The sequence below is a fragment of the Mycolicibacterium litorale genome (genome assembly GCF_010731695.1).
GTDB classification, from domain to species: Bacteria; Actinomycetota; Actinomycetes; order Mycobacteriales; family Mycobacteriaceae; genus Mycobacterium; species Mycobacterium litorale.
The window spans coordinates 1986558-2011497 of record NZ_AP022586.1; the positions used below are offsets into that span (position 1 = coordinate 1986558).

At 70.0% G+C, this 24940-nt stretch carries 25 protein-coding genes; 5 read left to right on the plus strand and 20 right to left on the minus strand.

Translation table 11 applies throughout. The features are described 5' to 3' along the window. The gene (locus G6N30_RS09255) at positions 1–372 is read left to right on the plus strand and encodes an ATPase (RefSeq protein WP_134052089.1); all 372 of its coding nucleotides are present in this window, start codon (positions 1–3) and stop codon (positions 370–372) included. Here G6N30_RS09255 and ppc read toward each other — a convergent pair. The 11 genes from ppc to uvrC form a co-directional block, all read right to left on the minus strand. Beyond that, the gene (gene ppc, locus G6N30_RS09260) at positions 369–3161 is read right to left on the minus strand and encodes a phosphoenolpyruvate carboxylase (RefSeq protein WP_134052090.1); all 2793 of its coding nucleotides are present in this window, start codon (positions 3159–3161) and stop codon (positions 369–371) included. The two genes, G6N30_RS09255 and ppc, sit on opposite strands and share 4 nt — an antisense overlap. A 62-nt stretch (positions 3162–3223) precedes the next feature. Beyond that, positions 3224–3400 (minus strand): hypothetical protein, encoded by a 177-nt coding sequence (locus tag G6N30_RS09265; RefSeq protein WP_163687478.1) that lies wholly within the window; start codon positions 3398–3400, stop codon positions 3224–3226. Between the two features lie 49 nt (positions 3401–3449). Continuing rightward, the gene (secG, locus tag G6N30_RS09270) at positions 3450–3683 is read right to left on the minus strand and encodes a preprotein translocase subunit SecG (RefSeq protein WP_134052092.1); all 234 of its coding nucleotides are present in this window, start codon (positions 3681–3683) and stop codon (positions 3450–3452) included. Between the two features lie 30 nt (positions 3684–3713). Next, positions 3714–4499: a triose-phosphate isomerase gene (gene tpiA / locus G6N30_RS09275; protein ID WP_134052094.1), complete on the minus strand. Its 786-nt coding sequence runs from the start codon at positions 4497–4499 to the stop codon at positions 3714–3716. Positions 4500–4502: 3 nt separating this feature from the next. Beyond that, the gene (locus G6N30_RS09280) at positions 4503–5714 is read right to left on the minus strand and encodes a phosphoglycerate kinase (RefSeq protein WP_134052096.1); all 1212 of its coding nucleotides are present in this window, start codon (positions 5712–5714) and stop codon (positions 4503–4505) included. Then, positions 5715–6734 carry a type I glyceraldehyde-3-phosphate dehydrogenase gene (gene gap, locus G6N30_RS09285; protein ID WP_134052098.1) on the minus strand — a complete coding sequence of 340 codons (1020 nt, stop codon included), beginning with the start codon at positions 6732–6734 and terminating at the stop codon, positions 5715–5717. It abuts the gene before it with no gap. A 78-nt stretch (positions 6735–6812) separates the two neighbouring features. Continuing rightward, entirely contained in the window at positions 6813–7472 is a 660-nt protein-coding gene (locus G6N30_RS09290; RefSeq protein WP_134052100.1) for an ABC transporter substrate-binding protein, read from the minus strand. 226 nt (positions 7473–7698) lie between these two features. After that, positions 7699–8676 carry a DNA-binding protein WhiA gene (gene whiA / locus G6N30_RS09295; protein WP_134055104.1) on the minus strand — a complete coding sequence of 326 codons (978 nt, stop codon included), beginning with the start codon at positions 8674–8676 and terminating at the stop codon, positions 7699–7701. Continuing rightward, positions 8673–9692, minus strand: coding sequence for a uridine diphosphate-N-acetylglucosamine-binding protein YvcK (yvcK, locus tag G6N30_RS09300; RefSeq protein WP_134052102.1), 1020 nt, complete (start codon positions 9690–9692; stop codon positions 8673–8675). Before yvcK ends, whiA begins: the two co-directional genes overlap by 4 nt. Before the next feature lie 25 nt (positions 9693–9717). Further along, positions 9718–10662: an RNase adapter RapZ gene (gene rapZ, locus G6N30_RS09305; RefSeq protein ID WP_163687482.1), complete on the minus strand. Its 945-nt coding sequence runs from the start codon at positions 10660–10662 to the stop codon at positions 9718–9720. After that, positions 10659–12665, minus strand: coding sequence for an excinuclease ABC subunit UvrC (gene uvrC / locus G6N30_RS09310; protein WP_134052104.1), 2007 nt, complete (start codon positions 12663–12665; stop codon positions 10659–10661). The genes rapZ and uvrC overlap by 4 nt, the downstream gene beginning before the upstream one ends. Before the next feature lie 91 nt (positions 12666–12756). Between uvrC and G6N30_RS09315 the strand changes: the two genes are divergently transcribed. Both G6N30_RS09315 and G6N30_RS09320 read left to right on the plus strand, forming a co-directional pair. Then, complete coding sequence (locus G6N30_RS09315; RefSeq protein ID WP_179965616.1) at positions 12757–14727, plus strand: gamma-glutamyltransferase family protein; 1971 nt, start codon at positions 12757–12759, stop codon at positions 14725–14727. A gap of 22 nt (positions 14728–14749) precedes the next feature. Then, positions 14750–15214, plus strand: coding sequence for a GNAT family N-acetyltransferase (locus G6N30_RS09320; protein WP_134052105.1), 465 nt, complete (start codon positions 14750–14752; stop codon positions 15212–15214). On the opposite strand, the gene G6N30_RS09325 is transcribed toward G6N30_RS09320, so the two are convergent. From G6N30_RS09325 to G6N30_RS09340, 4 genes are all read right to left on the minus strand, one after another. Next, entirely contained in the window at positions 15200–15664 is a 465-nt protein-coding gene (locus G6N30_RS09325) for a PH domain-containing protein (RefSeq protein WP_134052107.1), read from the minus strand. The two genes, G6N30_RS09320 and G6N30_RS09325, sit on opposite strands and share 15 nt — an antisense overlap. Then, complete coding sequence (gene ribH, locus G6N30_RS09330) at positions 15661–16143, minus strand: 6,7-dimethyl-8-ribityllumazine synthase (RefSeq protein ID WP_134052109.1); 483 nt, start codon at positions 16141–16143, stop codon at positions 15661–15663. Before ribH ends, G6N30_RS09325 begins: the two co-directional genes overlap by 4 nt. Next, positions 16140–17456: a bifunctional 3,4-dihydroxy-2-butanone-4-phosphate synthase/GTP cyclohydrolase II gene (locus tag G6N30_RS09335; protein WP_134052111.1), complete on the minus strand. Its 1317-nt coding sequence runs from the start codon at positions 17454–17456 to the stop codon at positions 16140–16142. The genes ribH and G6N30_RS09335 overlap by 4 nt, the downstream gene beginning before the upstream one ends. A gap of 98 nt (positions 17457–17554) precedes the next feature. After that, positions 17555–18166, minus strand: a complete 612-nt coding sequence (locus tag G6N30_RS09340) for a riboflavin synthase (RefSeq protein ID WP_134052113.1) — start codon at positions 18164–18166, stop codon at positions 17555–17557. Positions 18167–18249: 83 nt separating this feature from the next. Between G6N30_RS09340 and G6N30_RS09345 the strand changes: the two genes are divergently transcribed. After that, entirely contained in the window at positions 18250–18960 is a 711-nt protein-coding gene (locus G6N30_RS09345) for an LppX_LprAFG lipoprotein (RefSeq protein WP_134052115.1), read from the plus strand. Continuing rightward, positions 18960–20627 carry an MFS transporter gene (locus tag G6N30_RS09350; RefSeq protein WP_134052124.1) on the plus strand — a complete coding sequence of 556 codons (1668 nt, stop codon included), beginning with the start codon at positions 18960–18962 and terminating at the stop codon, positions 20625–20627. The genes G6N30_RS09345 and G6N30_RS09350 overlap by 1 nt, the downstream gene beginning before the upstream one ends. Before the next feature lies 1 nt (position 20628). Here G6N30_RS09350 and G6N30_RS09355 read toward each other — a convergent pair whose 3' ends face one another. The 5 genes from G6N30_RS09355 to fmt form a co-directional block, all read right to left on the minus strand. Further along, positions 20629–20781 carry a hypothetical protein gene (locus G6N30_RS09355; protein ID WP_163687485.1) on the minus strand — a complete coding sequence of 51 codons (153 nt, stop codon included), beginning with the start codon at positions 20779–20781 and terminating at the stop codon, positions 20629–20631. A gap of 163 nt (positions 20782–20944) precedes the next feature. Further along, positions 20945–21946, minus strand: coding sequence for a bifunctional diaminohydroxyphosphoribosylaminopyrimidine deaminase/5-amino-6-(5-phosphoribosylamino)uracil reductase RibD (ribD, locus tag G6N30_RS09360; RefSeq protein ID WP_134052126.1), 1002 nt, complete (start codon positions 21944–21946; stop codon positions 20945–20947). Continuing rightward, positions 21946–22620 (minus strand): ribulose-phosphate 3-epimerase, encoded by a 675-nt coding sequence (rpe, locus tag G6N30_RS09365; protein WP_134052128.1) that lies wholly within the window; start codon positions 22618–22620, stop codon positions 21946–21948. The genes ribD and rpe overlap by 1 nt, the downstream gene beginning before the upstream one ends. Before the next feature lie 5 nt (positions 22621–22625). Continuing rightward, on the minus strand, positions 22626–24002 hold the full coding sequence (locus G6N30_RS09370) for an RsmB/NOP family class I SAM-dependent RNA methyltransferase (protein WP_134052130.1): 1377 nt from the start codon (positions 24000–24002) through the stop codon (positions 22626–22628). Continuing rightward, positions 23999–24925, minus strand: coding sequence for a methionyl-tRNA formyltransferase (gene fmt, locus G6N30_RS09375; protein ID WP_134052132.1), 927 nt, complete (start codon positions 24923–24925; stop codon positions 23999–24001). Before fmt ends, G6N30_RS09370 begins: the two co-directional genes overlap by 4 nt. Positions 24926–24940 lie beyond the last annotated feature (15 nt).

Sequence of the window (24940 nt, forward strand, 5' to 3'; positions counted from 1 at the left end):
ATGGTGGACAGAAGCGGTCGCAGCACGCGTACGGGCACCGAGCGCATCAGGAAGCTCGCTCAGGCGGCGCTCAACGCCGATGTGACGGTCGAACAGGTCGACACCATCCTGGACGGCCTCAGCGACACCCTCGACGACCTCAACAGGTCGACCGCCACCCTGGACGACACGCTGGAACGCTTCAACGAGACCATCAACCAGATCAACGATCTCGCCCCGCGGCTGATCGGGCTGGTCGACCGGATGGAGGGCATCGTCGGCCGCGTCGAACGCCTCGTCGGCATGGGCGAGGCGGTGCTGGGCCCGCTGGCCGCGACGGAGAACGCGGTGCGCGGCGCGCTGAGCGCAGTCCGCCGCTCGACCGGCCTCTAGCCGCTGTTGCGCAGCGCCGTCGCCAACCCGCTCATCGTGAGCAGGATGCCCCGCTGCACCAGTTCGTCGTCCTCGCCGGACCGGTAGCGGCGGAGCAGTTCGACCTGCAGGTGGTTGAGCGGTTCGAGGTAGGGGAACCGGTTGAACACCGACCGGGCCAGCGCCGGGTTGTCGGCGAGCAGATCGTCCTGGCCGGTGATGAGCCGGTGCATCCGGATGGTGCGCGCGTGTTCGTCGGCGATCTTGTCGAACACGCGGTGCCGCAGATCCTCGTCCTCGACCAGCTCCGAGTAGCGGGCGGCCAGACCGAGATCCGACTTCGCCAGCACCTGCGCCATGTTCGACAGCACAGTACGGAAGAACGGCCAGCGCCGGTAGAGATCCTGCAGGACCTCCAGGCGATCCTCCCCCTCGTTGATGTATTGCTCGAACGCACTGCCGGTGCCGTACCAGCCCGGCAGCATGACCCGCGACTGGCTCCAGGCCAGCACCCACGGGATCGCGCGCAGATCGGAGATCGACGTCGTCGGCTTGCGGGAGGCGGGCCTGCTGCCGATGTTGAGCGCCCCGATCTCGCTGACCGGCGTGGAGGCCTTGAAGTAGTCGACGAATCCCGGTGTCTCGTGGACCAGTTCGGCGTAGGCGCGTTGCGCGCGGGCCGCGAGGTCGTCGAGCACCTCGTAGGCCGGGCCGGCTTCGTCACCCAGACCTTCGACGTCGAGCAGCGTCGACTCCAGCGTCGCGGCGACCAACGTCTCGAGGTTGCGGTGGGCGATGCGGGGTTCGGCGTACTTGGCCGCGATGACCTCACCCTGTTCGGTGATCCGTAGCGACCCGTTCACCGCACCCGGCGGTTGCGCGAGGATCGCGTCGTAGCTGGGACCGCCACCGCGGCCGACGGTGCCGCCGCGACCGTGGAAGAGCCGCAACCGGATTCCGGTCTTGCGGGCGGATTCGACGAGGTCGAGTTCGGCACGGTAGAGCGCCCAGTTCGCGGCGAGGTAGCCGCCGTCCTTGTTCGAGTCGGAGTAGCCGAGCATGACTTCCTGGCTCTCCCCCCGCGCGGTGACCATCGCGCGGTACAGCGGGAGGTCGAGTGCCGCCTCGAGGATCGACGACCCACGCTGCAGGTCGTCGATCGTCTCGAACAGCGGCACGATGCCCACTGGTGCGTACGGTTCGTCGCCCGACACGTCCAGCAGCCCCGCCTCTTTGAGCAGGATCGCCGCCTCGAGCATGTCGGAGACCGACTCGCACATGGAGATGATGTAGTTGGGCACCGCGGGCGGGCCGAACACCTGCACGGCGCGCGCCGCGGCGCGCACGATGCCCAGCTCCTTGCGGGCCAGCTCCGACAATTCGGCGCGCTCCGAGGTCAGCGGGCGGCGGGTGGCGAGTTCGGCGGCCAGCACCTCGATGCGTTCGGGTTCCGGCAGCGCCGCGTAGTCGTCGTGCACACCCGCCCAGGCCAGCAGTTCGGCCACGACCTCCTCGTGGACGTCGGAGTTCTGCCGCATGTCGAGGCCGGAGAGATGAAACCCGAACACCCGCACGGCTTCTCGCAGCCGGAACAACCGGTCGTCGGCCAGCACCGAACTGCCGTGGGCCCGCAGCGACGCGTCGACGACGTCGAGGTCGGCCAGCAGCTCGGCGGGCGTGGCGTAGCGGTCCAGGCCCAGGTCCAGCTCGTGTTCGGGCTGGCTGTCGAGGATCTCGCGGGCGGTCGCGGTGAGCCGGCCGTGGATCACCCGCAGCGCGCGGCGGTACGGTTCGTCGGCGCGGGCGGATTCGTGGCAGGCGTCGGCGAGCGCGGCGAGGTCGTCGCTGACGTGCACCAGCCGCGCCGACATCGACAGCTCCTGTTGCAGCGCGGTCAATTCCTCGAAGTAGTGCTCGAGCGCCGTGTAGGCGGCGCGAGATGTGGCCAGTCGCACCACGTCCGCGTTGACGTTGGGGTTGCCGTCCCGGTCGCCGCCGATCCACGAACCCGGCCGCAGGATCGGTTCGGCGAGCAGGTCGGCGCCCGGCCACCTGGCCTGCAGCGCGGACCGCACCTCGGCGTTGACGCGGGGGATGACGTCGAAGAACGCGGCTCGGTAGTACCGCAGTCCGGTCTCGATCTCGTCCTGGATCTTGAGGCGGGACAACCTGATCAGCGCCGTCTGCCACAGCGTGAGGATGTGCCGTCGCAACTCGAGTTCGACGCTGCGGCCGTCGTCGGTGGTGTCGTGGCCGTGCGCCCGCAGGCGCATGAGCTCGGTGATGCGGTGCTGGGTGTCGAACACCGTGCGTCTGCGGGTCTCGGTGGGATGCGCGGTGATCACCGGGGACACCAGCGCCCCGGTCAGCGCTTCGGCCACCTGCTTCGAATCGAGTTGCGCGGAGTCGAGTTTCGCGTACGTCGCGGCCAGGGTGCTGTTCTGCGGGGGCTCACCGGCCGCGACGTGCACCGCACGGCGGCGTTCGCGGTGGATGTCCTCGGCCACATTGGCCAGCAGTGCGAAATGGGTGAAGGCGCGGATGACGGGGATCGCGGCCCGGGCGCCGATCCCGTCGAACATGCCGGCCAGTTCGGCCCGATCGATCTCGGAGCGGCGCACCCGGAAGGATTCCACCCGGGCCCGTTCGACGAGGTCGAACACCTCGTCGCCGTTCTGCTCGCGCACCGTGTCGCCGAGGATCGCGCCCAGCAGGCGGATGTCTTCCCGCATCGGCTCGGTGGCTTCGCGGCCTACTTCGGTCCGGGTCACCGAACCGATCGGTTCGAGCGCTTCTGGGAGGTCAGCCATGCGTTCCAGTATCGGTGTCCTGCGGACCCGCCGCATGGCGGGCGGGTCCACAGGACGGTGGCTCAGACGTCGTTGGCGGGCTTGTCGGCGCCGGTGATGTCGCGCTCGTGCTGGACGCGGCGGGCCATCTCGTCGTCGTCGATCGGACGCGGTTCCTTCGCGTGCTCACGATGGTCGGGGTGGACCTCTTCGGTCGGCACCATCACGTCGCTGATATCGGGGTTGTCGTTTCCAGCCATACCCATTCGATACCCACCGCGAGCCTGCGGCAACCGGCGTGTGACGGGGTCAGCTGTACTTGATCTGCAGCGCCATGCCGACGATCGAGACCACCCAGATGCCGACCACGAACAGGGTCAGCCGGTCCAGGTTCTTCTCGACGACCGTGGAGCCCGACAGGCTCGACTGGACACCGCCACCGAACAGGGTGGACAGGCCGCCGCCCTTGGCGCGATGCAGCAGCACCAGAAGCACCACCAGCAAGCTGGTGACGATCAACGTGATCTGCAGCGCTAAAACCATGGGCGACAGCCTACAGGCCGCGCGCCGCGATCAGGGAAGCGGCCCACCTGCGGCGATCGCCGACAGTGTGGCGAACTGCTCACCGTCCAGGGAGGCTCCACCCACCAGCGCGCCGTCCACATCCTCCTGGGCGACGATCTCACCGACGTTCTTGGCGTTGACCGATCCGCCGTAGAGCACGCGGACGCCCGCGGCCAGCTGGGGCGAGGCCAGCGAGCCCAGCTCGTCACGGATGGCCTTGCAGACCTCCTGCGCGTCGGCCGCGCTGGCCACCCGGCCAGTGCCGATCGCCCAGACCGGCTCGTAGGCGATGACGGCCTGCCCGATCTGCTCGGAGGTCAGTCCCGCCAGCGAGCCGCGCAGCTGGTCGACGCAGTGTTCGACGTGGTTGCCGGACTCGCGCACCTCGAGGTGTTCTCCGATGCACACGATGGGCGTGATGCCGTGCCGGAACGCCGCGACGGCCTTGGCGGCCACCAGGGCGTCGTCCTCGTGGTGATAGGTGCGCCGCTCCGAATGCCCCACGACGGCGAAGCTGCAGCCCAGCTTGGCCAGGAACGCCCCGCTGATCTCCCCGGTGTAGGCACCGGAGTCGTGCTGGCTGACGTCCTGCGCGCCGTAGGTCAGGCGCAGCTTGTCGCCGTCGACCAGGGTCTGCACGCTGCGCAGGTCGGTGAACGGCGGGATCACCGTCACGTCGACCTTGTCGAAGTACTTCTCCGGCAGGGAGAAGGCGATCTTCTGCACCAGCGCGATGGCCTCGAAGTGGTTGAGGTTCATCTTCCAGTTGCCGGCGATGAGCGGCTTACGGGCCATGTGTCAGGACTCCAGTACTCGGATGCCGGGCAGTTCTTTGCCTTCGAGGTATTCCAGCGATGCGCCGCCCCCGGTCGAGATGTGGGAGAACCCGTCCTCGCCCAGGCCGAGCTGGCGCACGGCCGCCGCGCTGTCGCCACCGCCGACGACGCTGAAGGCGCCCTTGGCCGTCGCGCCGATGATCGCCTCGGCCACACCCTTGGTGCCCGCGGCGAACGCCGGGAACTCGAACACGCCCATCGGGCCGTTCCAGAACACCGTCCTGGCGTTCGACAGCAGCGCGGCGAACCGCTTGACCGACTCGGGGCCGATGTCGAGCCCCATTTTGTCTTCCGGAATGCGGTCGGCGGCAACGGTTTCCGGCTCAGCGTCGGCGGAGAACTCCGGCGCCACCACGATGTCGACCGGCAGGTGGATCACGTCGGCATAGGTGTCGAGAAGCTCACGGCAGGTGTCGACCATCTCCGGCTGCACCAGTGACTTGCCGACCGAGACACCCTGTGAGGCAAGGAAGGTGAAGCACATCCCGCCGCCGATCACCAGGCTGTCGGCCTTCTTGGCCAACGATTCGATGACCGCGAGCTTGTCGGAGACCTTCGAGCCGCCGAGCACCACCGCGTACGGGCGGTCGGTCGAACTGGTCAGCTGTTCGAGCACCTTGACCTCGGCGGCCACCAGCGTGCCCGCGTAGTGCGGCAGCAGCGTCGCGACGTCGTACACCGATGCCTGCTTGCGGTGCACGACACCGAAGCCGTCGGAGACGAAGGCGCCGTCGTCGCCGACGAGTTCGACCAGAGCCTTGGCCAGCGCCAGCCGCTCGGAGTCGTCCTTGCTGGTCTCGCGGGGATCGAAGCGGATGTTCTCCAGCAGCAGGACGTCGCCGTCGGTGAGGCCCTCGGACCGCGCGAGCGCGTCGGTGCCGACGACGTCACCGGCGAGCTGGACGTGCCTGCCCAGCTGCTCCCCGAGGGCCGCCGCTACGGGCGCCAGCGAGTACTTCGGGTCCGGACCGTCTTTCGGCCGGCCGAGGTGCGCGGTCACCACGACCTTGGCGCCCGCGTCGACCAGCGCCTTGAGCGTCGGCACCGAGGCGATGATGCGGCCCGGGTCGGTGATGGTGCCACCGTCGAGCGGGACGTTGAGGTCGGAGCGCACCAGCACACCCCGGCCCTCGACGCCCTCCTTCAGGAGATCGTCGAGTGTTCTGACGGCCATTTAGAGAGACTTGCCGACGAGCGAGACCAGGTCGACGAGGCGGTTGGAGTAACCCCACTCGTTGTCGTACCAGGAGACGACCTTGGCCTGGTTGTCGATGACCTTGGTCAGGCCGGCGTCGTACAGCGAGCTGTGCGGATCGGTGACGATGTCGCTCGACACGATCGGCGCGTCGTAGTACTTGAGGATGCCCTTCAGCGGACCCTCGGCGGCGGCCTTCATCGCGGCGTTGATCTCGTCGACGGTGGCCGACTTGCTCAGCTCCGCGGTGAGGTCGGTGACCGAACCCGTGGGGATCGGCACGCGCAGCGCGTAACCGTCGAGCTTGCCCTTCAGCTCGGGCAGCACCAGGCCGATGGCCTTGGCGGCACCGGTCGAGGTGGGCACGATGTTGATGGCGGCGGCGCGGGCCCGGCGCAGATCCTTGTGCGGGCCGTCCTGCAGGTTCTGATCCTGCGTGTAGGCGTGGATCGTCGTCATCAGGCCCTTGACGATGCCGAACTCGTCGTTGATGACCTTGGCCAGCGGGCCGAGGCAGTTCGTGGTGCACGACGCGTTGGAGATGATGTTCTGGCTGCCGTCGTACTTGTCGTCGTTGACGCCGAGCACGATGGTGATGTCCTCGTCGCTGGCCGGCGCGGAGATGATGACCTTCTTGGCGCCCGCGTCCAGGTGACCCTGGGCCTTGTCGCGCTTGGTGAAGATGCCGGTCGATTCGACGACTACGTCGACGCCCAGGTCGCCCCAGGGGAGCGCGGCGGGGCCTTCCTTGATCGACAGACCCTTGAGGGTGTCACCACCGACGATGATGTTCTCGCCCTCGACCTCGACGTCGAACGGGAGCCGGCCGAGGATCGAGTCGAACTTCAGCAGGTGCGCGAGCGTTTCGTTGTCGGTGAGGTCGTTGACCGCCACGATCTCGACATCGGTGTTCTTACCTTCGAGCTTCTGGGCCGCCAAGGCCCGGAAGAAGTTGCGGCCGATTCGGCCGAAGCCATTGACGCCTACCCGGATTGTCACGTGGATCTCCCCTGTCTGCCTCTGGTGTATTGCTCACTGGTCAGCCTAGTTGGGTGGGTTTCCGGATGCGCGGGCTGGTCAGTGCACGGCCAGGCTCTGGTCGGCGTACGGATTGCCCAGCCATTTGCGCCGGAGCCGCTGCAGGGTGCCCGCCTCCTCCAACTCGGCCTGCGCGACGGTGATCCGGCTGAGCATCTGCTGGTCGTGTTCGGCGACCGCGATCGCGATGTGCTCGATCGACAACCCCTTCTGCACGACGTCGACGCCGGGGAGGGTCTTCGTGAGTTCGGTGAGCACCGGCGCAAGCGCGATCATGCCGTCACATCCCTCGATGTCGAGGTGGTCGCACACCCTGACCGAACCGGCCGGCGATGTCGTCGCGTACTCCTCGGCGGTGCTGTCTCGCTGCACGGCGACCGTCAAGCCGTCGAGGTCGCCGACCGAATGCGCGTGCGGGTGGCGCCGGGTGTCGACGGCGAGCGCCTGGCCGGTGATGAGGTACGGCGGCGCGAAGGCGGCGCGGTCTCCGGAGGCGGTGAGTCCGCCCACCGCAGCGTCGACCTCACCGGCTTCCAGGGCGTCGACCACGTCGCCGTACCGCTCGTAGGCCACGATCTCCGGCCGGTCGCCGAGTGCGTCGGCGATCGCGGCCATGAGGTCGATGTCGAGGCCGGCGTCGCCGTTCACACCGGTGAAGGGCGGGACCGGGGTCACGACGCCGACTCTGAGAATGCCCATACCGGCCACGTTAGTCGCAGCCGAGAAACCCATCTGTCCCGGCAGTACCGGCAGTCACAACGCGGGCGTCTCTGTCAGTGATTCGAACTAGTGTTCGAGTCATGGATGGGGAGTTCAGTGCAGTGGTCGACCGTCTGTTGGCGTCGGTCGCCGAGCTGCAGTCGGCTCGATCGACGACCTGACCCATGCGCAGGGCGAGGACGACGAACCCGAATAGCGCTGGGGCTCAGGCGTCTTCGAGCAGGTCGGGCGTCACCGCGGACTCGGTGTCCGGGATGCCGTCCTGTTTGGCCTTGCGGTCCGCCATCGACAACAGCCGTCGAATGCGGCCCGCCACAGCATCTTTCGTCATCGGCGGATCGGCAAGCCGGCCCAGTTCCTCGAGCGAGGCCTGGCGGTGCTCGACGCGCAGCTTGCCCGCGGTGGCCAGGTGGTCGGGCACGGTGTCACCGAGGATCTGGAGTGCGCGCTCCACCCGCGCGGCCGCCGCGACCGCTGCGCGCGCCGAGCGGCGCAGGTTCGCATCGTCGAAGTTCGCCAGCCGGTTCGCGGTCGCCCGCACCTCACGCCGCATCCGGCGCTCTTCCCACGTCAGCCGGGTGTCCTGGGCGCCCATCCGGGTCAGCAGCGCACCGATCGCCTCCCCGTCGCGCACCACCACCCGGTCGCTGCCGCGCACCTCCCGCGCCTTGGCGCTCACCCCGAGCCTGCGGGCGGCCCCCACCAGCGCCAGCGCCGCCTCGGGACCCGGGCAACTCACCTCGAGCGCCGAGGAGCGCCCCGGTTCGGTCAGCGAACCGTGCGCCAGGAACGCGCCCCGCCAGGCGGCCTCCGCGTCGGCAACGCTGCCGCCCACCACCTGGGCCGGCAGACCACGCACCGGGCGGCCCCGCAGATCCAGCAGCCCGGTCTGGCGGGCCAGCGCCTCACCGTCCTTGGCCACCCGCACCACGTACCGGGTGCCCTTGCGAATACCGCTGGCGGACAACATGTGTACGACGGCGTTGTAGCCGTAGAGGTCGTAGATGTCCTTGCGCAGCCTGCGGGCGATGATCCCGAGGTCGACCTCGGCCTCGACCACCACCCGGCCGGACACGATGTGCAGTCCACCGGCGAAACGCAACAGCGACGCGACCTCGGCGCGGCGAGCGCTCACCGAGTTCACCACGAGTCGGCTCAGCTCGTCTTTGACCTCGGCTGTCATCGCCACGAGTCGTCACCTCTCGGTCGGTTCGTCGGGGTGGAGGCAGTCGGCACCTCATCGCGGTCCCCCACCGCTCCGCGCAGCCGCACACCTTCGAGTGCCGCGGCCAGTCTTGCCGGATCATGTAAAGGTGTACCAGGTCGGCACACGTCCGCGAACTCCACTCGGGCATCGAGAATTCTCGCCGTCCGGCTCAGCTGGTCGCGTTCCCGGTCGCTGGGCACCCGGCTGGCGTCGACGATGATGTCGTGCACCGTGAAGTTCGGCGCATGCTGCGACAGCACGTGGATGTGCCGCTCGACGGAGAATCCGGCCGTCTCCCCCGGTTCGGCCGCCAGGTTGAGCACCAGGGCGCGGCGTGCGGCGGTGGCACGCAGCGCCGCGGCGAGTTCCGGCACCAGCACGTGCGGGATCACACTGGTGAACCACGACCCCGGCCCCAGCACCACCAGGTCGGCCGACATGATCGCGTCCACGGCCTGCCGGGTGGCCGGCGGATTGCCCGGCAGCAGCCGCACCCGGCGCACCTTGCCGACGGTCGTCGCGATCGCGACCTGGCCACGGATCACCCGGCTCATCCGGGGATCGGACTCCAGACCGGCGACGTCGGCCTCGATCTGCAGCGCAATCGGGCACATCGGCAGCACCCGGCCCTTCACGCCGAGCACACGGCCCAGTTCGTCGAGCGCGGCGACCGGATCGGCCAGCACCTCTGAGAGGCCGGCCAGCATCAGGTTGCCGATCGGATGTCCGGCCAGCGCTCCGCTGCCGCCGAACCGGTGCTGAATGATGGTCGCCCACAACCGTCCGTGCGGACTGTCAGAAGCCAACGCCGCCAACGCCATTCGCAGATCACCGGGTGGCACGACATCGAGTTCACTGCGCAGCCGGCCCGAGGACCCGCCGTCGTCGGCGACAGTGACCACCGCGGTGACGTGCGGGGTGAGCCGCCGCGCGGCGGACAGCGTCGCATACAGCCCGTGCCCACCGCCGAGGGCAACGATGCGAGGGCTCATCTGTCCTCCTCGCGTGCGGGGAAGCTCATTCGCGCCCCAGATCCCGGTGCAGCACCCGCACCGTGAGCTCGTCACCGCCTTGCAGACGCCCCGCCAACGCCTCGGCCATCGCCACACTGCGGTGCTTACCGCCGGTGCAGCCGATCGCGACGGTCATGTAGCGCTTCCCCTCCCGCCGGTATCCGTCGATCACGACGTTCAGCAGTCGATGGTAGGTGTCGAGAAACTCCTCCGCGCCGGGCTGGCCCAGGACGTAATCCCGCACGTCGGGATGCTGTCCGGTGTGCGGGCGCAGCGCGTCGACCCAGTGCGGGTTGGGCAGGAACCGCACGTCCATGACGGTGTCGGCGTCCATCGGCAGCCCGTACTTGTAGCCGAACGACTCCACGGTCACGCTGGTCTCCGCGACGACCTCTTCGCCGAAGGCACGCTCGATGCTCTCCCGCAGCGCATGGACCGACAGCGTCGACGTGTCGATCACCAGATCGGCCGACGCGCGGACAGAGGCGAGCAGTGCGCGTTCCCGCGCGATGCCCTCGGCCAGCGTCTGGCCGCCCTGCAGGGGGTGGCTGCGCCGGTTCTGCTCATAACGGCGCACCAGGATGTCGTCGCTGGCCTCGAGGAACAGCACCCGGGGGGTGATGTCGCGGGTCGCCAGATCCCGCCGCACCCAGTCCAGGTCGCCGGTGAACCCGCGCGAACGCACGTCCATCACGACCGCCAACTGGGTGATGCGCGAACCGGCGGCCAGCCCCAGCTCCACCATGCGCGCGATCAGCTCCGGCGGCAGGTTGTCGGCGACGTACCAGCCCAGATCCTCGAGCACCTTGGCCGCGGTCCCGCGGCCGGCTCCGGACAGCCCGGTCACGAGGACGACGTCGATCCCCGATTCCGGGTGATCCACATCCCCCTCGACGCCCCCGTCGACACTGCCGTTGCGCAGCTGCTCGCTCATATTCGACTCTGTCATCCCGATGCCCTGCGTTGATCATCCTCGATGACCGCTGCCACCGCGCCCGAATCGGCTGGCGCGTCCTGCGGCGCCCCCAGCGCCTCCAGCACCGCCCGCGCGGTGGCCACACCGATTCCCGGCACCGCGGTGATCTCCTCGACCGACGCCTCCTTCAGCCGCGCCACCGAACCGAAGTGCGTGACCAACGCCTTGCGCCGGTGCTCGCCGAGCCCGCGCACCGAGTCCAGCGCCGACGCCGTCATCCGCTTGGACCGCTTGCTGCGGTGGTAGGCGATGGCGAACCGGTGCGCCTCGTCGCGGACCCGCTGCAGCAGGTAGAGCCCCTCGCTGTTGCGGGGGAAGATCACCGGGTCGGGCTCGGCGGGCACCCACACCTCCTCGAGGCGTTTGGCCAGACCGATCACGGCCACGTCGCTGATCCCCAGATCGTCGAGCACCGCCTGCGCGGCGTTGACCTGCGGCGCGCCGCCGTCGACGACGAACAGGTTCGGCGGGTAGGCGAACTTGCGCGATTTGCCCTCGGCGGACAGTTCCGTCGGATGCTGGGTGTCGTGCAGGTGGCGGTAGAACCGGCGCCGCGTGACCTCGGCGATCGACGCGACGTCGTCGCTGCGGCCGTCGCCTGCGGCCTCGCGGATCGCATAGTGCCGGTAGTCCGATTTGCGGGGCAACCCGTCCTCGAACACCACCAGCGACGCCACCACATCGGTGCCCTGGACGTGGCTGATGTCGACGCACTCGATCCGCAGCGGTGCGTCGGCCAGACCGAGGTTCTCCTGAATGCTCTGCAGCGCAGCGGTTCTGGCGGTGAAGTCGCCGGCCCGCTTGAGTTTGTGCTGGGCCAGCGCGTCCTGGGCGTTGCGTTTGACCGTATCGGCCAGCGCCTTCTTGTCGCCGCGTTGCGCCACCCGCAGGCTGACCCGCGAACCCCGCAGGCCGGTCAGCCACGCGGCCAGTTCGTCGGAGTTGTCCGGCAGGCACGGCACCAGCACCTGCCGCGGCACCGGATTGGTCGCCTCGTCGAGCGCGTTGTCGCCGGCCACGCCGAGCTCGGCCTGCTCGCCGTAGAACTGGGTGAGGAACTGCTCGACCAGCTGCGCCTGGCTGGATTCGCCCGGCTCCCCGGACTTCTCGACGATCCAGCCGCGCTGGCCGCGCACGCGGCCGCCGCGGACGTGGAACACCTGGACGGCCGCCTCCAGATCGTCGTCGGCGAAGGCCACCACGTCGGCGTCGGTGCCGTCGCCGAACACCACCGCCTGCTTCTCCAGCGCGCGTTTGAGCGCACCGATGTTGTCCCGCAACCGCGCTGCGCGTTCGAAGTCGAGCTGTTCGGCCGCCTCGGTCATCTGCAGTTCCATGTCGCGGGCCAGGCGGTCGGTCTTGCCGGCGAGGAAGTCGCAGAAGTCGAGGACGATGCGGCGGTGCTCCTCCGCGCTGACCCGCCCGACGCACGGCGCCGAACACTTGTCGATGTAGCCCAGCAGACACGGCCGGTCGATCTGGCTGTGCCGCTTGAACACTCCGGCCGAACAGGTGCGCGCCGGGAACACCCGGGTCAACAGGTCCAGCGTCTCGCGGATCGCCCAGGCGTGCGAGTAGGGCCCGAAGTAGCGCACACCCTTGCGGCGCGGGCCCCGGTACACCATCAGCCGGGGGTACTCCTCGTTGAGGGTGACGGCCAGGACCGGATACGACTTGTCGTCGCGGTATCTGATGTTGAACCGCGGATCGAACTCCTTGATCCAGTTGTATTCGAGTTGCAGCGCCTCGACTTCGGTGGTGACGACGGTCCACTCGACGCTGCCCGCGGTGGTCACCATCTGCCGGGTCCGTGGGGCCAGGCTGGTGATGTCGGCGAAGTACGACGTGAGCCGACTGCGCAGGTTTTTGGCCTTGCCGACGTAGATCACCCGGCCGTGCGGATCGCGGAACCGGTACACACCGGGCTGCACGGGGATCGACCCGGGCGCCGGCCGGTACGTCGCTGGATCGGGCACGTTCCCAGATTACTGCGGCGGGTCGGACGGTCAGGACCGGTGCGACCCGCGGACAGGCCGCACATGACTCCGCTACCGTCGAAGGGTGCGGATGCTGACCCCGGTGCAGAAGCTCACCGCCCTGCTCGGAGGGGTCGTGTTGATCGTGGCCGGGTGTTCCGATGCCCAACAGCCCCCACCGACCCCGGCGCCGGTCCCCTGCGAAATGGTGTCGAACGGCACCCCGACCCCGAAGACGCCCGCCGCGTCACCGTCGGCCGAAACACCCCCCGACCTGGCCAACGAGCCCGAGATCGAGACCGGCTACCGCAAGGACATGACCCCGGTGCGCACCGCCCGTTACTCGGTGGTGACGGCCAACCCGCTGGCGACCCAGGCGGCGTGCCGGGTGCTGCGCGACGGCGGGACGGCGGCCGACGCGCTGGTGACCGCGCAGGCGATGCTCGGGCTCGTCGAACCGCAGTCCTCGGGGATCGGGGGCGGCGGCTTCCTGCTCTACTACGACGCCGCATCCGGCCGGATCCAGGCCTACGACGGCCGCGAGGTCGCGCCCGCCGCGGCCACCGAGAACTACCTGCGGTGGGTGAGCGACACCGACCGCACTGCCCCGAAACCCGACGCGCGGGCGTCCGGGCGATCGATCGGGGTCCCGGGCATCGTGCGGATGCTGCAGACCGTCCACGACGCGCACGGCAAGTCGACGTGGCGGGAGCTGTTCGATCCCGCCGTCTCCCTGGCCGACGACGGGTTCGACGTCAGCCCGCGCCTGGCGGCGGCGATCGCCGACAGCCGCACCGAGCTGCGCCTCGATCGCGCGGCGGGCGCGTACTTCCTCAACGCCGACGGCAGCCCGAAGGTCCCGGGTAGCCGCCTCACCAACCCGGCCTACGCGAAAACCCTGGGCGCGATCGCGACCCAGGGTGCCGACGCCTTCTACACCGGCGCGATCGCGGAGGCCGTCGTCGAGGCCGCCGCGGACACCTCGGGCGGACGCACGCCCGGCATGATGACCCTCGAGGATCTCGCCCGCTACACCGTCGAGGTCCGCGAGCCGCTGTGCCGGCCGTACCGCGGCAAGGAGATCTGCGGGATGCCACCGCCGTCGTCGGGCGGTATCGCGGTGCTCGCGACGCTCGGCATGCTCGAGCGGTTCCCGATGAACAAGTACCGGCCCGACGACATCGACCTCAACGGCGGCAGGCCCGACGTGATGGGCGTGCACCTCATCTCCGAAGCCGAACGCCTCGCCTACGCCGACCGGGACCGCTACGTCGCCGACACCGCGTTCGTCCCGCTGCCGGGCGGCACACCGGACACCCTGCTGAACAACGCCTATCTGGGGGGCCGTTCGGCGCTGATCTCCGAGCAGCGCACCATGGGGACCGCCAAACCCGGTGAGTTCGGGCCGCCCGCCGCGCCCACGCCGCAACCCCCGGAGCACGGGACCAGCCAGGTCAGCATCGTCGACTCGTACGGCAACGCGGCGTCGCTGACCACCACCGTCGAATCGGCGTTCGGTTCGTTCCACATGGTCGACGGCTTCCTGCTGAACAACCAGCTGACCGACTTCTCCGCCGAACCCGCCGGGCCCGACGGCGTTCCGGTGGCCAACCGGGTCGAACCCGGTAAGCGGCCGCGCAGCACCATGGCCCCCACGCTGGTGTTCGACAAACCGCCCGGCCCGCCGGGCACCCGGGGTCCGCTCTACGCGGTCGTCGGCTCCCCCGGCGGTGCGGTGATCATCCAGTTCGTCGTGAAAACCGTTGTGGGCATGCTGGACTGGGGCCTGGATCCGCAGCAGGCGGTCGGCATGGTCGACTTCGGCGCCGACAACACCCCCGAGACCAACGTCGGCGGCGAACACCCCAACATCGACGTCTCCGACAACGGCGACCATGATCCGCTCGTGACGGGGCTGCGCAGACTGGGCCACCGCGTCGACCTGGCCGACCAGTCCAGCGGACTCTCGGTGATCGTCCGGGACCAGCAGGGCTGGATCGGCGGTGCGGACCCCCGCCGCGAGGGAATGGTCATGGGCGACGGTCGGCGGGCAGGAGCGTAGCCACTTTGGGAAGTCGGACCGAGTGACCGCACCACGCGTGACCCGGCTGACCGAAGCGAACTGGCGTGAGTTCGCCGTCGTGCGGTTGCGCGCCCTGACCGATTCGCTGGGCGTGGACGACCCCCAGTACCGGCACGAATCGTCGTTCACCGCCGCGCAGTGGCGCCGCCGGCTGCGCGAACACGCCCAGTTCACGGTGTTGATCGACGGCCGCCCGGCCGGGCTGATCAGCGCGCAGCGGGAGAACGCGGAGTCGGTGTACCTGTACTCGCTGTGGCTGGATCCCGACGCGCGCGGGCACGGCCTGGCGCGGCCGCTGGTCGAGGCGGCGGTGGACTGGGCGCGCACCCAGCGCGTGCGGACCGTGACGTTGCGGGTCGCCGCCGACAACACGGTCGCGCGAGGGGTGTACGAGAGCATGGGTTTCCGCGTCGCCGCAGCGCTCGTGGGCCCACGCCACGAGCTGGCGATGTCACTGAGTGTGTGAGCGGTAGCGCGCCATCGCGTCGCGCAGCCGTTCCATCGCCTCCACGGCACGGTCCTTGTCGACGGCCTGGATGGCCATCAGCGGGATGTACTCGTCGTCGGGCAGGTCGACCCTGGCCCAGCGGGCACTGCGCGGAAACGACACACCGACGACGTCGGACCAGTCCAGGATGCGGTCGGTCCACAGGTTGCGCACCGAGAGGCCGCGCGGGCCGACCCGCACCCGGGGGCGCGCGAACAGCGTGACCACCCCGCCGATGATCACGCCGAGCAGTCCGATCGCGACCTGGTCGGCGGTCTGGAAGATGACGCCGCTGGACCCGACCTTGAGCAGGAATCCGACGGTGACGTGGGCCGCGACGATCACCGCGGCCGCGGCGTAGGCGAAGTACGGCGTGAGGTGCGGCCGGATGACCACATCCCAGTCTTGTCCCCGGTCCCGATCACTCATGAGTGGCCGCGCAGCCCCTGCAGCGTCAGCGCCGTGGACAGCGCCGCGGCGGCGGCCTGAGCGCCCTTGTCCTCGGCCGAACCGGGCAGCCCGGCGCGGTCGAGCGCCTGCTCCTCGGTGTTGGTGGTCAGCACCCCGTTGGCGACCGGCGTCGAGGCGTCCAGCGACACCCGGGTCAGCCCCTGGGTGACCGCATCGCAGACGTAGTCGAAATGCGGTGTCTGCCCGCGGATCACCACACCGAGCGCCACCACGGCGTCGTGTTCGGCGGCCAGCGCCTGCGCGACGACGGGGATCTCGATGGCACCGAGCACCCGCACCACGGTCGGATCGCTGACCTTGGCGTCGGCGGCGACCTTGAGCGCGCCGTCGAGCAGCGCGTCGCAGATCTTCTCGTGCCAGGTGCTCGCCACGATGCCCAGCTTCAGGCCCGAACCGTCGAGCTGTGGCAACTCCGGTACTCCCGCGCCACCGCTCAACGGGCACCGCCCAGATCGGGGCGGCGGTCGCCGAGCAGGTACACGCCCTCGTCGTAGTCGTCCATGTTGGTGGCTTCGTCGTAGTCGTCGAGGCCCACCAGGTCGTGGCCCATCCGGTCCCGCTTGGTCATCAGGTAGCGGATGTTCTCGGCGTTGGCCCGCACCGGCAGCGGGACCCGTTCGATGACGTGCAGGCCGTAGCCGTCCAGCCCTACGCGCTTGGCCGGGTTGTTCGTCAGCAGGCGCATCGACCGCACCCCGAGGTCGACGAGGATCTGCGCGCCGATGCCGTAGTCGCGGGCGTCGGCGGGGAGTCCGAGCTTGAGGTTCGCGTCGACGGTGTCGTCGCCCGCGTCCTGCAGCTGATAGGCCTGCAGTTTGTGCATCAGGCCGATACCACGGCCCTCGTGACCACGCATGTAGAGCACGATGCCGCGGCCCTCGCGGGCGACCATCGCCATCGCGGCGTCCAGTTGCGGGCCGCAGTCGCAGCGGCGGGAACCGAAGACGTCACCGGTCAGGCATTCGGAGTGCACCCGCACGAGCACGTCGTGGCCGTCGCCGTGCGGACCCGCGACGTCGCCGCGGACCAGCGCCACGTGTTCGACGTCGTCGTAGATGCTGGTGTAGCCGACCGCGCGGAATTCCCCGTGCCGGGTCGGGATGCGGGCCTCGGCGATGCGCTCGATGTGCCGTTCGTGCTTGCGGCGCCATTCGATGAGGTCGGCGATCGAGATCAGCGCGAGATCGTGTTCGTCGGCGAAGATCCGCAGCTCGTCGGTCTGGGCCATCGCGCCCTCGTCCTTCTGGCTGACGATCTCGCAGATGGTGCCGGCGGGCTGCAGCCCGGCGAGCCGGGCCAGGTCCACCGCGGCCTCGGTGTGGCCCGGACGGCGCAGCACACCACCGTCTTTCGCGCGCAGCGGCACGACGTGGCCGGGTTTGGTGAACTCGTCGGCGGTGCTGGTCGGATCGGCGAGCAGACGCATCGTGGTCGCCCGGTCGGACGCCGAAATGCCCGTTCCCACACCATTTCTCGCGTCCACGGTGACCGTGTAGGCGGTGCCGTGCTTGTCCTGGTTGACCGCGTACATCGGCAGGAGTCCGAGCCGGTCGCAGATCGCGCCGTCCAGCGGCACGCACAGGTAGCCCGACGTGTAACGGACCATGAAGGCGACCAGCTCCGGGGTGGCCTTCTCGGCGGCGAAGATGAGATCGCCTTCGTTCTCGCGGTCCTCGTCGTCGATCACGACCACGGCCTTACCGGCCGCGATGTCCGCGATCGCCCGTTCGACCGAATCGAGCCTGGTCATCCTCTGCCACCCTTACCGGTCCCGCACGCGCGGAACCAGGAGAAATCAACGTCCTCGCTTCAGTATGAACCACCGGGGCGCGTCGAATATTGCCAGTGTTACTCAGTGGACGTGCTCATCAGCCGTTCGACGTATTTCGCGATGACGTCGACCTCCAGGTTCACCGGGGTCCCGATGGGCGCGGTCCCGAGCGTGGTGAGGTTGCGGGTGGTGGGGATCAACGACACCTCGAACCAGTCGTTTTCCGAGGCACGACCCAGAGCGGATACGGTCAGGGAGACGCCGTCGACGGTGATCGAACCCTTCTCGACGACGTAACGCGCGAGCGCGCTGGGCAGCGCGATGCGCACGACCTCCCAGTGTTCGGACGGTGTGCGCGCAATCACATGACCGGTGCCGTCGACGTGGCCCTGCACGATGTGTCCGCCGAGGCGGCTGTTGACGGCGGCGGCGCGTTCGAGGTTGACGTGGCTGCCCACTCCGACGACGCCCAGGCTGGAGCGATCGAGCGTCTCGCCCATCACATCCGCGGTGAACACCCCGCCCGGCTGGATCTCGACGACGGTCAGACAGACCCCGTTGACGGCGATCGAGTCACCGTGGCCGGCGTCGGCGGTGACGACCGGGCCGCGGATCACCAACCGCGCGGCGTCCGCGAGGTCTTCTTTGCCGACGACCTCGCCCACTTCTTCGACGATTCCCGTGAACACGCGACCAGGCTAGTCCCCGCAGCGGGTGGCCCGCGCCGACAGCGCAACCGGGCACCCGGGCGCTCACCCTCTACGATGCAGTCATGCCGACGAGCTCTCGCCATGCTGCCCAGGCCTTCATCGCCGTCCTCCTCGCCGCCGCGCTGTTCGTCGCCGGCTGCTCCTCGTCCTCGGACGATTCCGACAAACCGCTGCCCGACGCCGCGACGTTGCTGCAGCAATCCACCCAGACCACGCGCGATCTGCAGAGCGTGCACCTGAAGCTGACCGTGCAGGGCACCATCGAGCAGTTGCCGATCGAATCGCTGGAAGGCGATCTGACCAACACGCCCGCGGTCGCCGCCTCCGGCAAGGCCAACATCGTGTTCCTCGGCCAGCGCCTCGACGGCGTGGAGTTCGTGGTCGCCGACGGCAACCTGTACGGCGCCATCAGCGCCGGCAGCTTCCAGGACTTCGGCCCCGCGGCCGACATCTACGACGTCGCGGCCATCCTCAGCCCGGAGAAGGGCCTGGCCAACGTCCTCGCCAACTTCAGCGATCCGAAGGCCGACGGCCGCGAGAACGTCAGCGGCGTCGACACGGTGCGTGTCACCGGCACCGTCAGCGCCGAGGCGGTCAACGCCATCGCCCCGCAGATCGGTGCGACCGGCCCGGTGCCCGCGACGGCGTGGATCGAAGAGGAAGGCAGCCACAACCTGGCGCAGGCCAAGCTCGAGCCGAGCCCGGGCAACAGCGTCACGATGACGCTGTCGGACTGGGGTAAGCAGGTCACCGTCACAAAGCCGGCGGTGTGATGACGAGCGCGGCCACCGATCCGGCGACCACGAGCCGCAGCCGCCGGATCGCGATCAGCGCGGGCAGCCTCGCGGTTCTGCTCGGGGCGCTCGACACCTATGTCGTGGTGACGATCATCCGCGACATCATGTTCGACATCGGCATCGCGATCAATCAGATCCAGCGGGTCACGCCGATCATCACCTGGTATCTGCTGGGCTACATCGCCGCGATGCCCCTGCTGGGCCGCGCGTCGGACCGGTTCGGCCGCAAGTTCGTCCTGCAGCTCAGCCTCGCCGGGTTCGCGCTCGGCTCGGTGATCACCGCACTGTCCAACGACCTGATCCCGATGGTCATCGGCCGCACCATCCAGGGCACGGCCAGCGGTGCGCTGCTGCCGGTCACGCTGGCGCTGGCCGCCGATCTGTGGGCCGCCCGCAACCGCGCCTCGGTGCTCGGCGGCATCGGCGCGGCCCAGGAACTCGGCAGCGTGCTCGGCCCGCTCTACGGCATCGCCGTGGTGGCCGCGCTGAACACCTGGCGCGACGTGTTCTGGATCAACGTGCCGCTCGCGGCGATCGCGATGGTGATGATCCACTTCAGCCTCCCGGCCCGGCAGAAATCCGACCGTCCCGAACGCGTCGACGTCGCCGGTGGCCTGCTCCTTGCGCTGGCGCTCGGGATGGCCGTGATCGGGCTGTACAACCCGGCGCCGGACGGGAAGCAGATCCTGCCGCCGTACGGTCCGCCGGTGCTGATCGGCGCCGCGGTGGCGGCGGTCGCGTTCTTCGTGTGGGAGCGCTTCGCCCGCACCCGGCTGATCGAACCGGCCGGTGTGCACTTCCGGCCGTTCCTGGCGGCGCTGGGCGCGTCGCTCTGCGCCGGTGCGGCGCTGATGGTGACGCTGGTCAACGTCGAACTGTTCGGCCAGGGCATCCTCGGCCAGAGCCAGAACGAGGCGGCCTTCCTGCTGCTGCGCTTCCTGGTGGCACTGCCGATCGGGGCGCTGCTCGGCGGCTGGCTCGCGAGCCGCGTCGGTGACCGGCTGGTGGCGTTCGCCGGCCTGCTGATCGCCGCGGGCGGGTACTTCCTGATCTCGAAGTGGCCGGTCGACCTGTTGTCGGCCCGCCACGACCTGGGCTTCATCAGCCTGCCGGTCCTGGACACCGACCTGGTGATCGCCGGGATCGGCCTCGGCCTGGTCATCGGCCCGCTGACCTCGGCGACGTTGCGGGTGGTGCCCGCCGCCCAGCACGGCATCGCCTCGGCCGCGGTCGTGGTGGCCCGCATGATCGGCATGCTGATCGGTATCGCCGCGCTGTCCGCGTGGGGGCTGTACCGGCTCAACCAGCATCTGCAGACGCTGCCGTTCCCGCCGGGGGCGGACACGCTGGCCGAGCGGCTGGCCGCCGAGGCGGACCGCTACCGCGCGGCGTACGTCCTGCAGTACGGCGACATCTTCATGGTCACCGTGGTGGTGTGCATCGTCGGGGCGCTGCTCGGTCTCCTGATCAGCGGCCGCCACGAGCACGCCGACGAACCGATCGACGGGATCGATGAGGCCGACGTCGCCGCCGACGACACCCCCACCCAGTTCATCAACGTGGCGGGTGGCCCGTCGGACGGCGATCAGACCGCGCAGCTGCCGCGGCAGACACCGCCCGGTAGGCACCGGCACGACGGCTGAGTCAGCAGCGCTCGATACCGGGGCGGATCAGTCGGGGGTCGTCCTGCTCCTCGGAACGGCCGGGGAGCACGCTGCGCAGCGGGCCCCAGACGAACGAACCCACGGCGCGTGGGGTGACCGGCGGAAAACTCAGCCAGTCCTGCAGTGCTGTCACGCTTACATCCCTTTGTTCGTGCTCATCGCGCGCACATCGTCAGTGAAAGCGCTTCGTACTGAGTGTAACGACGGGGACCACCGAATTGACTCCCCACGATTGGGAATTCGCCGGACGCCCACTGACAGATCGTTCAGGATGCGCCGTCCGCGCAAACGTGGCTTCAGGCGGGAACGAGCGACAGCAGGACGTCGGGCCCGATCGGCGTGACGCCGTCGAACCGCCACCGCTGCGCGTGCGCGATGCTCAACACCCCGACGTCGTCGACCGCGGTGATCGGTCCCCCGAGCAGGATCGGCGCGACGTAGGCGACGATGCGGTCGATCACCCCGGCCCGCAGGAATGCGCCCGCCAGCGTGGGGCCGCCCTCGAGGAACACGTCGGTGCGGTCGGACAGTGCCCGCAGCACCTCGTGCGGATCGCGGGTGCGGATCACCATCGTTCGCGAATCGTCGTTGAGCACACGGGAGTCCGGGGAGATCTCGCGCCGGCCGACCACCACCCGGAGCGGTTGACGCTCGGCGAGGCTGCCGTCGGGCAGTCGCGCGGTCAGCACCGGATCGTCGACGAACACGGTGCCGGTGCCGACCACGATCGCATCGGCCACGGCGCGCCTGCGGTGCACGTCCGCCCTGGCGGCCTCGCTGGTGATCCACTGGCTGCTGCCGTCGGCGGCGGCGCTGCGGCCGTCCACGCTGGTCGCGAATTTCCAAGTGACGTGCGGCTTTCCGGTGCGCTGCTTGTGCAGCCACTCGCGCAGCACGCCACCGGCCACCACGTCGGTGAGCACTCCGGCAGTCACGGTGACCCCGGCTTCTTCGAGCCTCGCCGCTCCCCCGGCCGCGACCGGGTTGGGATCGGCGACCGCGTACACCACGGCCGAAACCTCGGCCGTGAGAAGGGCATCCACGCACGGCGGGGTCCGGCCCTGGTGGTTGCACGGCTCCAGCGTCACCACGGCGGTGCCACCGGCCGCCTTGCTGCCTGCGCGGCGCAACGCCATCACCTCGGCGTGCGGGCCGCCAGGCGGCTGGGTCGCCCCCACGCCGGCCACCTGGCCGTCGGCGTCCAGGATGACCGCTCCCACAGGGGGATTCGGATAGGTGCCGCCCTTGACGCGGTCGGCCTGCTCGACGGCCAGCCGCATGGCGGCCTCGGGTGTCATCAGGACAGATGCTTGGACGCGGCTGCGGCCTGCCCGCGCAGCGAGCGCACCGCCGCGGCCGGGTCCTCGGCGCTGTAGACGGCCGATCCCGCGACGAAGCAGTCCACGCCGGCCTCCGCGGCCGCGGCGATGGTGTCCTCGTTGATGCCGCCGTCGATCTCGACGAGCACCGTCAGCTCACCGGCGTCGACCAGGCGGCGCACGATGCCCACCTTCGGCAGCACCTCGGGGATGAACTTCTGCCCGCCGAAACCCGGTTCGACGGACATGATCAGCAGGGTGTCGAACTCGCGGAGGATCTCCAGATAGGGATCGATGGGCGTGCCCGGCTTCACCGAGAGCCCGGCCTTGGCGCCGGCCGCCCGGATGTCGCGGGCGACGGCGACCGGGTTGTCGGTGGCCTCGGCGTGGAAGGTGACGTTGTGCGCGCCGGCCTCGGCGTACGGCGGCGCCCACCGCTCGGGGTTTTCGATCATCAGGTGACAGTCCATCGGGATGTCGGTCACCTTCAGCAGCGATTCGACGACCGGCAGACCAAGCGTGAGATTCGGCACGAAGTGGTTGTCCATCACGTCGACGTGCAGCCAGTCCGCCCCGGTGACAGCAGCGGTCTCGTCCGCGAGCCGGGCGAAGTCGGCCGACAGGATCGACGGTGCGATGAGGGGGTGCGCCATGCGGATCAGGTTACTTGCAGCGCCGCGGCGAACATCGCGTCCGTGCCGTGGCGGTGCGGCCACAGCTGGACGTAGGGACCGTCGCCGAGGTCGTCGACCGGGTCGAACAGCGGCCGGGTGTCCAGCGCGGTGACCGGGTGCCGGCGCAGCGCGTCCGCGACCACGCCGACAGTCTCGGCCAGATGCGGTGAGCAGGTCGCGTACAGCACGACTCCGCCGGGGCGGGTGAGCCGGATCGCCGACGCCAGTAGTTCGCGCTGCAGGCGGGCCAGCCCCGGCACGTCGCCGGGTTGGCGCCGCCATCGAGCCTCGGGCCGGCGCCGCAGCGCGCCCAGCCCGGTGCACGGCGCGTCGACCAATACCCGGTCGAATCCGGGTTCCAGCCCGGGGTCGCGGCCGTCGACCCGCAACACCGCCACGTCGAGGCCGCGGGTGTTCTCCTCCACCAGCTCCGCGCGGCGCGGCGCCGGTTCGACCGCGGTGATCTGGCCGGGGGCGAGCGCGGCCAGCATCGCGGTCTTACCGCCCGGCCCGGCGCACAGGTCGAGCCAGCGGCCCGCGTCGCCGTCGACGGGGGCCAGCGTCAGCGCGCGCGCCACCAACTGGCTGCCCTCGTCCTGGACCAGGGCGCGGCCGTCGCGGACCGGGCCGAGGCGGCCCGGGTCACCGCCGGACAGGTACACCGCGTAGGGCGAGTAGCAGCCGACGGTGCCGCCGACCGCCTCGGCGAGCTCTTCGGCGCTCAGTGCACCCGGCCGGGCCGCGAGGTGCACGACCGGGCGGGCGTCGTCGCTGGCGAGCAGCGCGTCGAGCTCGCCGGCGCGGGCGCCGAGCGCGTCGGTGAACGCCTGGGCCACCCACCGCGGGTGCGCATGGGTGAACGCGATGTGCCCGACCGGGTCGGTGTCGGCGGGCGGCGCCAGCTCCGCCACCCACGAGTCCTCGTCGCGGCCGGCGATCTTGCGCAGCACCCCGTTGACGAAACCTGCTCGCGCCGTGTCGAATTCGATGCCCGCCTGCTCCACGGTGGTCGACACCGCGGCGTGCGGTTCCACGCGTGTGCGCAGCAGCTGGTACGTCCCGAGCCGCAGCAGGTCGAGCAGCACGGGGTCGATGCGGTCCACCGGGCGGCCGGCGGCGGCCTCGATCACCGCATCGAGCAGGCCGCGGCTGCGGCAGGCGCCGTAGGTGAGCTCGGTGGCGAACCCGGCGTCGCGCCCGTCGAGGCCGCGCTCGTTGAGCAGCGCGGGCAGCGCGAGGTTCGCGTAGGCGTCACGTTCGGAGACCGCACGCAGGACGTCGAACGCGACGCGGCGGGCCGGATCCAGCGGTTTGCGGGGTTGCGGGCGGTTGCGCTGCGGGCGCTGCGGCGGGCGGGTCACTGCGCCGACACCGATGCGTCGAGCCGGGCGCCGCGCGCCCAGTCCGCGGCGTTCATGGGCTTCTTGCCGGGCGGCTGGACCGTGCCGAGCCGCACCGGTTCGGAGGCGGTGCCGACGAGCACGGCGTTCTTGAGCACCCTGATCGCACCCGGCGCCAGGGATTCGGCGGACTCGACGGTCACGGGCCCGAGCTTGACCCGCACGTCACCGATGACCGTCCACGCGCCCGGGTTCGGGGTGACGGCACGGATGCGGCGGTCCACCACGTGGGCGGGCAGATCCCAGCGGACCCTGGCCTCCTCGACGGTGATCTTCGGCGCGACGGTGACGCCGTCGGCCGGTTGCGGAACGGCCTGCAGACGGCCGTCGGCGATCCCGTCGATGGTGCTCTCGAGCAGCTGGGCGCCGGATTCCGCGAGCCGTGCCAGCAGGTCACCCGCGGTGTCGGCGGGCCGGATCGTCTCGGTGACCACCCCGTAGACCGGGCCGGAGTCCAGCGCAGGCTCGATGCGGAAGGTGGTCGCGCCGGTCACCGCGTCCCCGGCGGCGATGGCGGCCTGCACGGGCGCCGCGCCCCGCCACGCCGGCAGGAGCGAGAAGTGCAGGTTGATCCAGCCGTGCGGCGGAACGGCGAGCAACCGTTCCGACAGCAGCGCGCCATAGGCGACGACGGCGCAGCAGTCGGGTGCGATCTCCCGTAGTTCGGCGACGAACTCCTCGGAGTTCGGCTTCGCCGGGCGGAGCACCGGGATGCCGTGGTCGAGCGCCAGTTGCGCGACCGGCGACGGCGCCGGCGTGCCCCGCCGGCCCGCCGCCGCGTCGGGGCGGGTCAGCACGGCCGCCACCTCGTGGTGGGGAGACGCGATCAGCCGCTGCAGCGAGGGCAGGGCGGGTTCCGGGGTGCCGGCGAAGACGAGACGCACCGAGACAGTCTAGGG

Excerpts from the sequence above, each read along its gene's own strand:
- rapZ (WP_163687482.1), bottom strand. The coding sequence starts at position 10,662 with ATGACAGAGTCGAATATGAGCGAGCAGCTGCGCAACGGCAGTGTCGAC.
- whiA (WP_134055104.1), bottom strand. The coding sequence starts at position 8,676 with ATGACAGCCGAGGTCAAAGACGAGCTGAGCCGACTCGTGGTGAACTCG.
- G6N30_RS09350 (WP_134052124.1), top strand. The coding sequence starts at position 18,960 with ATGACGAGCGCGGCCACCGATCCGGCGACCACGAGCCGCAGCCGCCGG.
- G6N30_RS09290 (WP_134052100.1), bottom strand. The coding sequence starts at position 7,472 with ATGGGCATTCTCAGAGTCGGCGTCGTGACCCCGGTCCCGCCCTTCACC.
- G6N30_RS09255 (WP_134052089.1), top strand. The coding sequence starts at position 1 with ATGGTGGACAGAAGCGGTCGCAGCACGCGTACGGGCACCGAGCGCATC.
- G6N30_RS09345 (WP_134052115.1), top strand. The coding sequence starts at position 18,250 with ATGCCGACGAGCTCTCGCCATGCTGCCCAGGCCTTCATCGCCGTCCTC.
- tpiA (WP_134052094.1), bottom strand. The coding sequence starts at position 4,499 with ATGGCCCGTAAGCCGCTCATCGCCGGCAACTGGAAGATGAACCTCAAC.
- G6N30_RS09265 (WP_163687478.1), bottom strand. The coding sequence starts at position 3,400 with ATGGCTGGAAACGACAACCCCGATATCAGCGACGTGATGGTGCCGACC.
- G6N30_RS09325 (WP_134052107.1), bottom strand. The coding sequence starts at position 15,664 with ATGAGTGATCGGGACCGGGGACAAGACTGGGATGTGGTCATCCGGCCG.
- yvcK (WP_134052102.1), bottom strand. The coding sequence starts at position 9,692 with ATGAGCCCTCGCATCGTTGCCCTCGGCGGTGGGCACGGGCTGTATGCG.
- G6N30_RS09315 (WP_179965616.1), top strand. The coding sequence starts at position 12,757 with ATGCTGACCCCGGTGCAGAAGCTCACCGCCCTGCTCGGAGGGGTCGTG.
- rpe (WP_134052128.1), bottom strand. The coding sequence starts at position 22,620 with ATGGCGCACCCCCTCATCGCACCGTCGATCCTGTCGGCCGACTTCGCC.
- secG (WP_134052092.1), bottom strand. The coding sequence starts at position 3,683 with ATGGTTTTAGCGCTGCAGATCACGTTGATCGTCACCAGCTTGCTGGTG.
- G6N30_RS09280 (WP_134052096.1), bottom strand. The coding sequence starts at position 5,714 with ATGGCCGTCAGAACACTCGACGATCTCCTGAAGGAGGGCGTCGAGGGC.
- ribD (WP_134052126.1), bottom strand. The coding sequence starts at position 21,946 with ATGACACCCGAGGCCGCCATGCGGCTGGCCGTCGAGCAGGCCGACCGC.
- ppc (WP_134052090.1), bottom strand. The coding sequence starts at position 3,161 with ATGGCTGACCTCCCAGAAGCGCTCGAACCGATCGGTTCGGTGACCCGG.
- G6N30_RS09335 (WP_134052111.1), bottom strand. The coding sequence starts at position 17,456 with ATGACCAGGCTCGATTCGGTCGAACGGGCGATCGCGGACATCGCGGCC.